Raw genomic sequence first — 13,528 nt, forward strand, 5'->3', positions numbered from 1 at the left:
ATCCCGATGACTAGTTTGCACGCCGACGAGGCTTTCCTCGGCCATTACCAGTTGAGCCATGACCCCTTCGCTCCACGGGTCCCTGGCTTCAAGTTCTTTCCTGCCCAACGCAAGCCTGTGCTGGGGCAACTGCATCACCTGGCCCGCTACAGCCAGCTGCTGCTGGTGGTCACCGGACCTCAGGGCAGCGGCAAGACCCTGCTGCGCCAGGCCCTGGTAGCCAGCACCAACAAGCAATCGGTGCAGAGCGTGGTGGTCTCCGCCCGTGGGGCTGGCGACGCTGCCGGCGTGCTGCGCCAGGTGGCTCAGGCGCTGAACGTGGCTCAGGCCGAAATCGGCGCGATCCTGGCTCAGGTGGTGCAATTGGCCCTGACCGGCCAGGAAGTCTATCTGCTGGTGGATGATGCCGAGCAGCTTGACGAATCCGCGCTTGAGGCCCTGCTGGCCCTGGCGGCTGGTGCTCCGGAAGGTCGCCCGCACGTGTTCCTGTTCGGCGAGTCGTCGCTGATTGCCGACCTGGATCAACTGAGCACCGAGGAAGAGCGCTTCCACGTCATCGAGTTGCAGCCCTATACCGAAGAGGAAACCCGCGAATATCTGGCCCAGCGACTTGAAGGCGCAGGTCAGGGTATCGAACTTTTCTCCGCAGATCAGATCAGTGATATTCACGAAAGCTCCGATGGCTGGCCGGGCAACATCAACCAGGTCGCCAGGGATGCAATGATCGAAGCCATGATCGCCAGCCGCTCTGCGGTGAAGCGTCCAAGTATGGGGTTCAACATGCCGAAGAAACACGTATTGGCCATTTCCGCTGTAGTGGTTGTGGCCGTGGCCGCGGCCTGGTTGATGCCGGGTCGCAGCAAGGCGCCAACTACCGGGGCTCCTGCCAATGAGCAGGCGCAACTGCCTCTGGGGCAAACGCCGACAGCCAATGGCAACCCAGCGGTGGAATTTGCCGGCTCATCGCAGCCGATGCCGCTGCCGTTGGTCGGTCAGTCGCAACCGGTGATGCGCGGTCCATTGGCGGAAGCCGCAGGCGGTATCAGCGAAGGCGATGACGGGGTTCCTGTGGAAGGCTCCAGCGCCGTTCCGCCGACGGTCACCACTATTGCGCCACCTAGTGGTGTAGCGGCCGGTCCGACCCCAACACCGGCAGCACGTCCAACTCCAGCACCGACCCAGGTTGCCAGCGCCAAGCCGGTTCCTGCGGCCAAGCCAGTGGAAAAACCACTGGCCGCCAAACCTGCTGCAGCCGCCAAGCCGGCAGAAAAGCCGGTCACCGTGGCCAAGGCCGCCGGTGGCAGCTGGTACGCCGGGCAGGCGCCAGGCAACTATGTGGTGCAGATCCTCGGTACCAGCTCGGAAGCCACTGCGCAGAACTTCGTCAAGGAACAGGGCGGCGAATACCGCTACTTCAAGAAAGTCCTCAACGGCAAGCCGCTGTATGTGATCACCTACGGCAACTTCTCCAGCCGCGATGCAGCGGTCAGCGCCATCAAATCCTTGCCAGCGAAGGTTCAGGCTGGTAAACCTTGGCCTCGCACTGTCGCTAGCGTTCAACAAGAACTGGCAACAACCCGCTGAAGATTCGGCGGCCTTACCCAGGCCGCCTCTCCCGGCAACCTCAAATTTCCGCATCGGCATGCTGCCTTCCAGGCCGCGTGCCTTGTGGTGTCTGCGTCACAGTAGTTTTTGAGTCGCGGCAGTCAAGATCAAAACATTTTGACTAGCACAGCGTATCGCTTTAAAACGTTCATAAATGCGACATAAATTTTCGACAAATCGTCGCTAAATTTGTGAGCCTTTGTGTCGGTGTGTACAATGACTTCCCTTTTGCCGCCACAAAGTCGACGTACGTTCGACGTGGATGACAAGTGGTTGAATTGAAAAGAAATTTGTCTCGATAAGAGGCAGCCTGGTGAGAAAGTGTCTATGAAAGCAGGTCTGTACCAACCAGATGAATTTAAGGATAACTGTGGTTTCGGCCTGATAGCCCATATGCAGGGCGAACCCAGTCACACCTTGTTAAAAACGGCCATTGAGGCCCTGACCTGCATGACCCACCGCGGTGGGATCAACGCGGACGGCAAGACCGGCGACGGTTGCGGTCTGCTGATGCAAAAGCCCGATCTGTTCCTGCGCGCGATAGCCAAGGAACACTTCGGCCATGACCTGCCCAAGCAATATGCGGTGGGCATGGTGTTCTTCAACCAGGATCCGGTGAAGGCCGAAGCCGCTCGCGAGAACATGAATCGCGAGATCCTCGCCGCCGGCCTGCAGTTGGTGGGCTGGCGCAAAGTGCCGATCGACACCCGTGTGCTCGGGCGCCTGGCCCTGGAGCGCCTGCCGCAGATCGAGCAAGTGTTCATCGGTGCCGAAGGCCTGAGCGATCAGGATTTCGCCATCAAGCTGTTCAGCTCCCGTCGGCGCTCCTCGGTGGCCAACGCCGCCGACACTGACCACTACATCTGCAGCTTTTCCCACAAGACCATCATCTATAAAGGCCTGATGATGCCGGCGGACCTCGCCGCCTTCTATCCGGACCTGGGCGATCCGCGCCTGCAAACCGCGATTTGCGTGTTCCACCAGCGCTTCTCCACCAACACCCTGCCGAAATGGCCGTTGGCCCAGCCATTTCGCTTCCTTGCCCACAACGGCGAGATCAATACCATCACCGGCAACCGCAACTGGGCGGTTGCTCGTCGCACCAAGTTCGCTAACGACCTGATCCCGGACCTGGAAGAACTCGGCCCGCTGGTCAACCGTGTGGGTTCCGACTCCTCAAGCATGGACAACATGCTCGAACTGATGGTCACCGGCGGCATCGACCTGTTCCGCGGCGTGCGCATGATCATTCCGCCAGCGTGGCAGAACGTCGAGACCATGGACCCCGACTTGCGGGCGTTCTATGAGTACAACTCGATGCACATGGAGCCGTGGGACGGCCCTGCCGGTGTGGTCATGACCGACGGCCGCTACGCCGTCTGCCTGCTGGACCGTAATGGTCTGCGTCCGGCGCGCTGGGTCACCACCAAGAATGGTTTCATCACCCTGGCTTCGGAAATCGGCGTCTGGAACTACCAGCCTGAAGACGTGATCGCCAAGGGCCGTGTCGGCCCGGGGCAGATCTTCGCCGTGGACACCGAGACCGGGCAGATCCTCGACACCGACGCCATCGACAACCGCTTGAAGTCCCGTCATCCGTACAAGCAATGGCTGCGCAAGAATGCCCTGCGTATCCAGGCCACCATGGAAGACAACGACCACGGTTCGGCTTTCTACGACGTCGACCAGCTCAAGCAGTACATGAAGATGTACCAGGTCACCTTCGAAGAGCGTGACCAGGTGCTGCGCCCACTGGGCGAGCAGGGCTACGAAGCAGTGGGCTCCATGGGCGACGACACGCCGATGGCGGTGCTGTCCCAGCGCGTGCGTACCCCCTACGACTACTTCCGCCAGCAGTTCGCCCAGGTCACCAACCCGCCGATCGACCCGCTGCGCGAAGCCATCGTCATGTCCCTGGAGATCTGCCTCGGTGCCGAGCGCAATATCTTCCAGGAGTCGCCTGAGCACGCTTCGCGGGTGATCCTCAGCTCGCCGGTGATTTCCCCGGCCAAGTGGCGTTCGCTGATGAACCTCGATCGCCCGGGCTTCGAGCGGCAGATCATCGACCTGAACTACGACGAGAGCGTCGGCCTGGAAGCGGCGATCCGCAATGTCGCCGACCAGGCTGAAGAAGCCGCCCGAGCCGGCCGCACCCAGATCGTCCTCAGTGACCGTCATATCGCTCCCGGCAAGTTGCCGATCCACGCGTCCCTGGCCACCGGCGCGGTGCATCACCGCCTGACCGAAAAGGGCCTGCGCTGCGACTCCAACATCCTGGTGGAAACCGCCACCGCCCGCGATCCGCATCATTTCGCGGTGCTGATCGGCTTTGGCGCCTCGGCGGTCTATCCGTTCCTGGCCTACGAAGTGCTGGGCGACCTGATCCGTACCGGTGAAGTCCTGGGCGACCTCTATGAGGTGTTCAAGAACTACCGCAAGGGCATCACCAAGGGCCTGTTGAAGATCCTCTCGAAGATGGGCATCTCCACCATCACCTCCTACCGTGGTGCGCAGCTGTTCGAAGCCATTGGCCTGTCAGAGGAAGTCTGCAACCTGAGCTTTCGCGGCGTACCGAGCCGGATCAAGGGCGCGCGCTTTGTCGACATCGAAGCCGAGCAGAAAGCCCTGGCGACCGAAGCCTGGAGCCCGCGCAAGCCGATCCAGCAAGGCGGCCTGCTGAAGTTCGTCCACGGTGGCGAGTACCACGCCTACAACCCGGACGTAGTCAACACCCTGCAAGCCGCCGTGCAGCAGGGCGACTACGCCAAGTTCAAGGAATACACCGCGCTGGTGGACAACCGTCCGGTGTCGATGATCCGCGACCTGTTCCAGGTGAAGACCCTGGACACGCCGATGGATCTCAGCGAAGTCGAGCCTTTGGAGTCGATCCTCAAACGCTTCGACTCCGCCGGTATCTCCCTGGGCGCCCTGTCGCCCGAGGCCCACGAAGCCCTGGCCGAAGCCATGAACCGCCTCGGTGCGCGTTCCAACTCCGGCGAAGGCGGCGAAGACCCGGCGCGCTACGGCACCATCAAGAGCTCGAAGATCAAGCAAGTGGCCACCGGTCGTTTCGGGGTAACCCCGGAATACCTGGTCAACGCCGAAGTGCTGCAGATCAAGGTGGCCCAGGGCGCCAAGCCCGGCGAGGGCGGCCAACTGCCAGGCGGCAAGGTCAATGGCCTGATCGCCAAGCTGCGCTACGCGGTTCCCGGCGTGACCCTGATCTCGCCACCGCCGCACCACGATATCTATTCCATCGAAGACTTGTCGCAACTGATCTTTGACCTCAAGCAGGTCAATCCGCAGGCGCTGGTCTCGGTGAAGCTGGTGGCGGAAGCCGGTGTCGGCACCATTGCCGCCGGTGTGGCCAAGGCTTATGCCGACCTGATCACCATCTCCGGCTACGACGGTGGCACCGGCGCCTCGCCGCTGACCTCGATCAAGTACGCCGGTGCACCGTGGGAACTGGGCCTGGCGGAAACCCACCAGACCCTGCGCGGCAACGACTTGCGCGGTAAGGTGCGGGTACAGACCGACGGTGGCTTGAAGACCGGCCTCGACGTGATCAAGGCGGCCATTCTCGGCGCCGAAAGCTTCGGCTTCGGCACCGCGCCGATGATTGCCCTGGGCTGCAAATACCTGCGTATTTGTCACCTGAACAACTGCGCCACCGGCGTCGCGACCCAGAACGAGAAGCTGCGCAAGGATCACTACATCGGCACCGTCGACATGGTGGTGAACTTCTTCACCTACGTTGCCGAAGAAACCCGTGAGTGGCTGGCCAAGCTGGGCGTGCGTTCCCTTGAGCAATTGATCGGGCGTACTGATCTGCTGGAGGTACTGGAAGGTCAGACTGCCAAGCAGCAGCACCTGGACCTGACGCCGCTGCTGGGCAGCGACCACATCCCGGCAGACAAGCCACAGTTCTGCCAGGTGCAGCGCAACCCGCCATTCGACAAAGGCCTGTTGGCCGAGAAGATGGTCGAGATGGCCCGCGCGGCGATCAATGACAAGAGCGGCGCCGACTTCGCTCTGGATATCTGCAACTGCGACCGCTCCATCGGCGCACGGATTTCCGGCGAAATCGCCAAGCTCCATGGCAACCAGGGCATGGCCCAGGCGCCGATCACCTTCCGCTTCAAAGGTACTGCGGGCCAGAGCTTCGGCGTGTGGAACGCCGGTGGCCTGAACCTGTACCTGGAAGGCGATGCCAACGACTACGTGGGCAAGGGCATGACCGGCGGCAAGCTGGTGATCGTTCCGCCCAAGGGCAGCCTCTACAAGACTCAGGACAGTGCCATTATCGGCAACACCTGCCTGTACGGTGCTACCGGCGGCAAGTTGTTCGCCGCCGGCACTGCAGGCGAGCGTTTCGCCGTGCGCAACTCCGGTGCCCACACTGTGGTGGAAGGCACGGGCGATCACTGCTGCGAGTACATGACCGGTGGTTTTGTCTGCGTACTGGGCAAGACCGGTTACAACTTCGGCTCAGGCATGACCGGCGGTTTCGCCTACGTGCTCGACCAGGACAACACCTTCGTTGACCGGGTCAACCACGAACTGGTGGAGATCCAACGGATCAGCGGCGAAGCGATGGAGTCCTATCGCAGCCACCTGCAGCGTGTGCTGAACGAGTACGTCGAGGAAACCGACAGCGAGTGGGGTCGTGAACTCGCCGAGAACCTCGATGACTATCTGCGGCGTTTCTGGTTGGTCAAGCCAAAGGCTGCCAGCTTGAAATCGTTGCTTTCCAGCACCCGTGCCAACCCGCAGTGATATGCGCCTGAGAAGTTTGATGAGGTTTTAACAATGGCTGAACGTCTGAATAACGACTTCCAGTTCATCGAGGTCGGGCGCAAGGATCCGAAGAAGAAACTGTTGCGTCAGCGCAAGAAAGAGTTCGTGGAGATCTACGAACCCTTCAAACCCCAGCAGTCGGCCGACCAGGCCCACCGTTGCCTGGGCTGCGGCAACCCGTACTGTGAATGGAAGTGCCCGGTGCACAACTTCATTCCCAACTGGCTCAAGCTGGTGGCCGAGGGCAACATCCTCGCCGCCGCCGAGCTGTCGCACCAGACCAACACCCTGCCGGAAGTCTGCGGCCGGGTTTGTCCACAGGATCGCCTGTGCGAGGGTGCTTGCACCCTCAACGACGGTTTTGGTGCAGTGACCATCGGTTCGGTGGAGAAGTACATCACCGACACCGCCTTTGCCATGGGCTGGCGTCCGGACATGTCCAAGGTCAAGCCCACCGGCAAGCGCGTGGCGATCATCGGCGCGGGCCCGGCGGGCCTGGGCTGCGCCGACGTGCTGGTGCGGGGCGGCGTGACCCCGGTGGTGTTCGACAAGAACCCGGAAATCGGCGGCTTGCTGACCTTCGGCATCCCCGAGTTCAAGCTGGAAAAGACCGTGCTGAGCAATCGTCGCGAAGTCTTCACTGGCATGGGCATCGAGTTCCGCCTCAACACCGAGGTGGGCAAGGATGTGACCATGGAGCAACTGCTGGCTGAATACGACGCGGTGTTCATGGGCATGGGCACCTACACCTACATGAAGGGTGGTTTTGCCGGTGAGGACCTGCCGGGCGTGTATGACGCGCTGGACTTCCTGATTGCCAACGTCAACCGCAACCTGGGCTTTGAAAAGTCGCCGGAAGACTTCGTCGACATGAAAGGCAAGAAGGTGGTGGTGCTAGGTGGTGGTGACACCGCGATGGACTGCAACCGGACTTCGATCCGCCAGGGTGCCAAGTCGGTGACCTGTGCTTATCGCCGTGATGAAGCCAACATGCCCGGCTCGCGCAAAGAGGTGAAGAACGCCAAGGAAGAAGGCGTGAAATTCCTCTACAACCGCCAGCCGATTGCGATTGTCGGTGAAGACAAGGTCCAAGGCGTGAAGGTGGTCGAGACCCGTCTCGGCGCGCCGGATGCCCGTGGCCGCCGCAGCCCCGAGCCGATCCCGGGTTCCGAAGAAATCATCCCGGCCGATGCCGTGGTCATCGCTTTCGGCTTCCGTCCGAGCCCGGCGCCGTGGTTTGAGCAGTTCGCCATCCAGACCGACAGCCAGGGCCGCGTAGTGGCTCCGGAGCAAGGTCAGTACAAGCACCAGACCAGTAACCCGAAGATCTTTGCCGGTGGCGACATGGTCCGCGGTTCCGACCTGGTGGTGACGGCGATCTTCGAGGGGCGCAATGCCGCCGAAGGGATCCTCGACTACCTGGGCGTCTGACCCACCTTGTAGGAGCCGGCTTGCCGGCGAACAACGATACCGCGGTGCAGTTGCTGCACCGCGTCGATCGCTTCGCCAGCAAGCTGGCTCCTACGGGGTCCGTGCCCGTCCCCGTGACAAATTGACCCCATAGACATAAAGAAACGGCTCTTGCCGTGCCTTTTATGTCGCGCTCTGAGAAAATGCCCGCACTTTTTTTCCGGATGCCGACATGACTGCCCTGAAGAACGACCGTTTCCTTCGTGCCCTGCTCAAGCAACCCGTAGACGTCACCCCGGTGTGGATGATGCGGCAAGCCGGGCGCTACTTGCCTGAATACCGTGCCAGCCGCGCCAACGCCGGTGACTTCATGAGCCTGTGCATGAACCCGGAGTTCGCCTGTGAAGTCACTCTGCAGCCTCTGGACCGCTATCCACAGCTGGATGCGGCGATCCTTTTCTCGGATATCCTGACCATCCCCGATGCCATGGGCCAAGGCCTGTACTTCGAGACCGGTGAAGGTCCGCGCTTCAAGAAAGTGGTCAGCACCCTGGCCGACATCGAGGCCTTGCCGATCCCCGATCCGCAAAAGGACCTGGGCTACGTGATGGATGCGGTCAGTACCATTCGTCGTGAACTCAACGGCCGGGTACCGCTGATCGGTTTCGCCGGCAGCCCCTGGACCCTGGCCACCTACATGGTCGAAGGCGGCTCGTCGAAAGACTTCCGCAAATCCAAGGCCATGCTCTACGACAACCCGCAAGCCATGCACCTGCTGCTGGACAAGCTGGCGCAGTCGGTCACTTCTTACCTCAACGGGCAGATCCTGGCCGGTGCGCAAGCGGTGCAGATCTTCGACAGTTGGGGCGGCAGCCTGTCGTCGGCGGCCTACCAGGAGTTCTCCCTGGCCTACATGCGCAAGATCGTCAGCGGCCTGATCCGCGAGCACGACGGGCGCAAGGTTCCGGTGATCCTGTTCACCAAGGGTGGCGGCCTGTGGCTGGAAAGCATTGCTGACGCCGGCGCCGATGCCCTGGGCCTGGACTGGACCTGCGACATCGGCGAAGCCCGTCGTCGGGTCGGCAGCAAGGTGTCGCTGCAAGGCAACATGGACCCCACGGTGCTGTACGCCAACCCGCAAGCGATTCGCACTGAAGTCGCACGCATCCTTGCCAGCTACGGCAAGGGCAGCGGCCACGTGTTCAACCTGGGCCACGGCATCACCCCTGAAGTGAAACCGGAGCATGCCGGGGCCTTCCTCGAAGCGGTTCACGAGTTGTCGGCGCAGTACCACGTATAAGCGCCACCCCATAAAAAACGCCCGGCACCTGCCGGGCGTTTTCATTGGCGAACACTTTTTTGTAGGAGCCAGCTTGCTGGCGAATGGGCCCTCGCGACTTGCACCTGCCTGACGGTCGCCTTCGCTGGCAAGCCAGCTCCTACAAGGGCCATTGGCTACGATCCGCCCTGTGTAGGAGCTGGCTTGCTGGCGAATGGGCCCTCGAGACTTGCGCCTGTCTGGCGGCCGCCTTCGCTGGCAAGCCAGCTCCTACAAGGGCCATTGGCTACGACCCGGCCTGTGTAGGAGCCAGCTTGCTGGCGAATGGGTCTTCGAGACTTGCGCCTGTCTGGCGGCCGTCTTCGCTGGCAAGCCAGCTCCTACAAGGGCCATTGGCTACGACCCGGCCTGTGTAGGAGCCAGCTTGCTGGCGAATGGGCCCTCGAGACTTGCGCCTGTCTGGCGGCCGCCTTCGCTGGCAAGCCAGCTCCTACGCAGGCTAGGCGTTACAAAGGAGGGAGTTTGGCCAGCTTCATGGCGATCAGCAGGGCTCCGATCAGCAAGGCGCCGATAAACAGGCCAATGCCGTTCCAGCCCGCCAGGTGCCAGAACACGCCGCCAGCGGTTCCGGCAATGCTCGAACCCGCGTAGTAGCTGAACAGGTACAGCGATGAGGCCTGGCCCTTGGCCTTGGTGGCCCGGCGGCCGATCCAGCTGCTGGCCACCGAGTGGGCGCCGAAGAAGCCGAAGGTGAACAGCAGCATGCCGATCAGTATCAGGGACAGTGGGCTCAGCAGGGTCAGGGCGATCCCCGCCAACATCAGCACAATGGTGCCCCACAGCACTCGGCGTCGGCCCAGTTGGTCCGCCAGGGCGCCAATCTTCGCCGAGCTGTAGATCCCCGACAGATAGACCACCGAGAGCATCCCGACCCAGGCCTGGCTCAGGTGATAGGGCTCGGCCAGCAGGCGATAGCCGATGTAGTTGAACAGGGTGACGAAGGCCCCCATCAGCAGGAAGCCTTCGAGAAACAGCCAGGGCAGCCCGGCATCGCGAAAGTGCATGGCAAAGCCGTCCAGCAGGCTGCGCGGGTGCAGCGAGCGGGGACGGAAATTGCGCGACTCGGGAAGGATTCTCCAGAACACCGCCGCGGCAATCAGCGCCAGGCCGCCGATCACCAGCATCGCCGTGTGCCAACTGACGAAGTCGATCAATACGCCAGTGATCAGCCGCCCGCTCATGCCACCAATGGCATTGCCACCGATGTACAGGCCCATGGCCAGGCCGATGTGCTGCGGGTGGATCTCTTCGCTCAGGTAAGTCATGGCCACCGCTGCCAGCCCGCTGAGGGACAGGCCCACCAGGGCGCGCATGAGCAGCACCCCGTGCCAACTGGGCATCAGCGCGCTGGCGATGGTGCACAGGGCGGCGGCCAGCAGGGCTGCCACCATTACCGGCTTGCGCCCGATGCGGTCGGAAACCGGCCCGGTGATCAACAGCCCGATGGCCAGCATGCCGGTGGCGACCGAGAGAATCAGGCTGCTCTGGGCCGCGTTGATGGAAAAGTCCCGGGACAGCAGTGGCATCATCGGTTGCACGCAGTAGAGCAAGGCGAAGGTGGCGAAGCCCCCGGAGAACAGGGCCAGCACCGTGCGCATGAACATCGGTGTGCCTTTCTCGATGTAGATCTCGTTGAGCTGGGCGACCACCTCGTCCAGGGGCGTGGCAGGGGTTTCATGGGCAGTGGGGGCAACAGCGGCAACAGCGGATTTCACGGGGGACCTCGGGGGGGAACGCAGCCGGTCAGGCAATGGAAAAAGCATATAGCTGGCTAATGATTCTTTCCAATATATTGTTCGACCTGTTTGATAGGTTTAAAGACTTGATGAGGTCCCCATGGAATTGCGTCACCTGCGCTACTTCATCGCCGTCGCCGAAGAGCTGCATTTCGGCCGCGCGGCCCAGGTGCTGGGCATCTCCCAGCCGCCCCTGAGCCAGCAGATCCAGGCACTGGAGCAGGAGGTGGGGGCACGGTTGTTCGAGCGTACCAATCGTCGGGTCGAGCTCAGCGAAGCCGGGCGGCTGTTTCTCGAAGAGGCACGCCTGGTGCTGGCCCAAGTGGACAAGGCCGCGGATGTGGCGCGGCGTGCGCAGTTGGGCGAGCTGGGGGAGTTGAAGATCGGCTTCACCTCATCGGCCCCATTCAACTCGACGATTCCTCAGGCGATCTTCGCCTTTCGCCAGCGCTTTCCAGCGGTACATCTCAAGCTCAAGGAAATGAGCAGCACCCAGGTGGCCGAAGCCCTGGTGGACCAGTCGATCCAAGTCGGCATCATGCGTCCCTTGCCGCTGCCGGATTCCTTGTCGGTGGTGGAGTTGCTGCGCGAGCCGCTGGTAGCGGTGCTCAGTTCCAAGCACCCGTTGGCCAGTGGCAGTGCAGAGGGGGTGCACCTGGTGGAACTGGCCAACGAGCCCTTTGTGTTCTTCCCTCGCAGCTATGGCAGCGGCCTGTATGCCCAGTTGCTGACGCTGTCCCGGGATGCCGGCTTCACTCCGCATTTCGCCCAGGAGGCGGCGGAAGCCATGACCATCATCGGCCTGGTGGCGGCCGGTCTTGGTGTCTCGGTGCTGCCGGCGTCCTATCAGCGCATGCGCATCGACGGTGTGGTCTATCGCCGCTTGCTGGATCCCGAGGCCATGTCGGCGGTGTGGCTGGTACAGCGCAAGGACCAGTGCTCGCCCATGGCCAAAGCGTTTGTCGAGCTACTGACGCGCAAGACCGGGGCCGCGACCTGAGCTATTGGGCCGCTCAGGGGCCTGCAGGAACACCAGGTCGCCGCGCAAGGCCACGCCCGCCATCAGCACCCCGGCGTGGCACTCGTAGGTATTGAGGTCCTTGCGCACGTGATGCTTGTAGTAGCTGACGATGTTGGTCACGGCATTGGCCCCGACCTTTTTGGCTGCGGCTTGCAGGGTGATCAGTGCCGATTGCAGGGCCCACTCGCAGGCGTCGATATCGCTCTTGTTGCTGGCATTGGTTTTCTTGTTGGTGGGCAGCTCGGTGACCTTGACTGCAAGCACTGGCGGGTGTGGGTTGCCCATCAGGTAGAAGCTCACACTGCCGTCCAGGCGCCCGGCGCGCTGGGCATCGGCGACGACTTTTTCGAAGGGCATGTACATCAGGTTGGTGGCCTGGCTGGGGACGCTCAGGCTGGATAGCAGGGCCACGGCAATCAGTGCTTTCACTTGCATGGTCGGCTCCTTGACGGACGTGAAAGGACAGCCGCCATTGCACATCGGCCGACCGGGCTGGTGCCCGACAGCATCCCGTCGCCATGCGGCTTGCGCAGGCTGCGGTGACTCAGCCTGCTGCTGCGAGTGTAGACGGGGATTGGCGCAGTTCGAGGCGCTGGCGTGCAACAAAAAAGGGCGCCCCAAGGCGCCCTTCAGCATCCGCAGGACTCAGCTCACTGGACCTTGGACAGATCACCGCGCAGGGCGACGCCCGCCATGATCGCGCCGGCGTGGCATTCGTAAGTGGTGGCATCCTTGCGCTCATGGCTCTTGTAGAAGCTGGCGATGTCGGTCACCGCATTGGCGCCGACTTTCTTCGCCGCTTCATGCAGGGTGATCAGCGCCGACTGCAGGGCCCATTCGCAGGCCACCTGGTCGGCCTTGCCGAAAGCGTTGGTCTTCTTGTTGGTGACCGCGCCCGGGCTCAGTACCGAGACCTTGCCGGTGGGCTTGTTGCCCGCCAGGTAAAACTTCACGCTGCCGTCGATCTTGCCGGTGCTGATGGCTTCGGCCACGACTTTGTCGAAGGGCAGGTACAGGGTGGTGTCGCGAGCCTGGCTGACGCCGGGCAGGGTGCAGAGCAGCAGGGTGACGGTGGCCGCCAGAGTCTTCAAACGCATCGTATTCTCCTTGACGTGCAAAGGGGGCAAAGCAGCCCTGTGAGCGGGGTCACAGGGCAGGAATCATTACGGCGCAGGGAAGGCCTTGGCCGCCGTGTCGGACAGCTGTTGCGCGGTCCGCTCATTCTGGTTGTCCCGCAGTTCGCGCAAGATACCCTTGTCCAGCAGGCGCACCCAGCGGATGTAGTTCTTGTGGATCTTGCCGTCCTTGTAGTCCATGTCGCGGCTGTCGCGGTAGACGATCTTGTAGTGGTTGGCGGAGTACTGGATATCGATCTCCGCGTGGAACTGCTGGCGCACGGTGATCTCGGCCTGGATCAGTTCCGGGCTGATGCGCTGTACGGTCCACTTGCGGGCCACCAGGTTTTTCAGGATCGCTTGTTTGACCTGCTCCTGGTCGGCCTGGATGGTGGCCGGGAGCACTCGGTTGGGGGTGTACATCCGCTTGCTGGTACAGGCAGTGACGCTGAGCAGGGCGAGGACGATGAGGGTGGCGCGAAGCAGGGAAGACATTCCATTTCTC

General features: G+C 62.2%; 9 protein-coding genes. 5 read left to right on the top strand and 4 right to left on the bottom strand.

Annotation, left to right across the window (positions count from 1 at the left end):
- The first annotated feature begins 6 nt into the window (after positions 1–6).
- The 4 genes from GV818_RS01600 to hemE all read left to right on the top strand — a co-directional run bounded on the left by GV818_RS01600 (position 7) and on the right by hemE (position 9,112).
- Positions 7–1,584, top strand: a complete 1,578-nt coding sequence (locus GV818_RS01600; protein ID WP_161754529.1) for an SPOR domain-containing protein — start codon at positions 7–9, stop codon at positions 1,582–1,584.
- Between the two features lie 348 nt (positions 1,585–1,932).
- A complete protein-coding gene (gltB, locus tag GV818_RS01605) occupies positions 1,933–6,381 on the top strand; it encodes a glutamate synthase large subunit (RefSeq protein WP_161754531.1) in 4,449 nt (1,482 codons plus the stop codon).
- A 33-nt stretch (positions 6,382–6,414) separates the two neighbouring features.
- Positions 6,415–7,833: an FAD-dependent oxidoreductase gene (locus tag GV818_RS01610; RefSeq protein ID WP_161754533.1), complete on the top strand. Its 1,419-nt coding sequence runs from the start codon at positions 6,415–6,417 to the stop codon at positions 7,831–7,833.
- Positions 7,834–8,044: 211 nt separating this feature from the next.
- Positions 8,045–9,112 (top strand): uroporphyrinogen decarboxylase, encoded by a 1,068-nt coding sequence (hemE, locus tag GV818_RS01615; protein WP_161775688.1) that lies wholly within the window; start codon positions 8,045–8,047, stop codon positions 9,110–9,112.
- 485 nt (positions 9,113–9,597) lie between these two features.
- Here hemE and GV818_RS01620 read toward each other — a convergent pair whose 3' ends face one another.
- Entirely contained in the window at positions 9,598–10,866 is a 1,269-nt protein-coding gene (locus GV818_RS01620) for an MFS transporter (protein WP_161754537.1), read from the bottom strand.
- A gap of 121 nt (positions 10,867–10,987) precedes the next feature.
- Between GV818_RS01620 and GV818_RS01625 the strand changes: the two genes are divergently transcribed.
- A complete protein-coding gene (locus GV818_RS01625) occupies positions 10,988–11,887 on the top strand; it encodes a LysR family transcriptional regulator (RefSeq protein ID WP_161754539.1) in 900 nt (299 codons plus the stop codon).
- On the opposite strand, the gene GV818_RS01630 is transcribed toward GV818_RS01625, so the two are convergent.
- The 3 genes from GV818_RS01630 to GV818_RS01640 form a co-directional block, all read right to left on the bottom strand.
- The gene (locus GV818_RS01630; RefSeq protein WP_161754541.1) at positions 11,855–12,343 is read right to left on the bottom strand and encodes an excinuclease; all 489 of its coding nucleotides are present in this window, start codon (positions 12,341–12,343) and stop codon (positions 11,855–11,857) included. The two genes, GV818_RS01625 and GV818_RS01630, sit on opposite strands and share 33 nt — an antisense overlap.
- 215 nt (positions 12,344–12,558) lie before the next feature.
- Positions 12,559–13,005, bottom strand: a complete 447-nt coding sequence (locus tag GV818_RS01635) for an excinuclease (protein ID WP_161754543.1) — start codon at positions 13,003–13,005, stop codon at positions 12,559–12,561.
- Between the two features lie 66 nt (positions 13,006–13,071).
- Complete coding sequence (locus tag GV818_RS01640) at positions 13,072–13,518, bottom strand: hypothetical protein (RefSeq protein ID WP_161754545.1); 447 nt, start codon at positions 13,516–13,518, stop codon at positions 13,072–13,074.
- Between the last annotated feature and the right edge of the window lie 10 nt (positions 13,519–13,528).

The sequence above is a fragment of the Pseudomonas sp. Fl4BN1 genome (assembly GCF_009908285.1).
Taxonomy (GTDB): domain Bacteria; phylum Pseudomonadota; class Gammaproteobacteria; order Pseudomonadales; family Pseudomonadaceae; genus Aquipseudomonas.

What these genes read in the sequence shown, in the direction of transcription:
- GV818_RS01630 (WP_161754541.1), bottom strand. Translation starts at nt 12,343, where the DNA reads ATGCAAGTGAAAGCACTGATTGCCGTGGCCCTGCTATCCAGCCTGAGC.
- hemE (WP_161775688.1), top strand. Translation starts at nt 8,045, where the DNA reads ATGACTGCCCTGAAGAACGACCGTTTCCTTCGTGCCCTGCTCAAGCAA.
- gltB (WP_161754531.1), top strand. Translation starts at nt 1,933, where the DNA reads ATGAAAGCAGGTCTGTACCAACCAGATGAATTTAAGGATAACTGTGGT.
- GV818_RS01640 (WP_161754545.1), bottom strand. Translation starts at nt 13,518, where the DNA reads ATGTCTTCCCTGCTTCGCGCCACCCTCATCGTCCTCGCCCTGCTCAGC.
- GV818_RS01610 (WP_161754533.1), top strand. Translation starts at nt 6,415, where the DNA reads ATGGCTGAACGTCTGAATAACGACTTCCAGTTCATCGAGGTCGGGCGC.
- GV818_RS01635 (WP_161754543.1), bottom strand. Translation starts at nt 13,005, where the DNA reads ATGCGTTTGAAGACTCTGGCGGCCACCGTCACCCTGCTGCTCTGCACC.
- GV818_RS01625 (WP_161754539.1), top strand. Translation starts at nt 10,988, where the DNA reads ATGGAATTGCGTCACCTGCGCTACTTCATCGCCGTCGCCGAAGAGCTG.
- GV818_RS01600 (WP_161754529.1), top strand. Translation starts at nt 7, where the DNA reads ATGACTAGTTTGCACGCCGACGAGGCTTTCCTCGGCCATTACCAGTTG.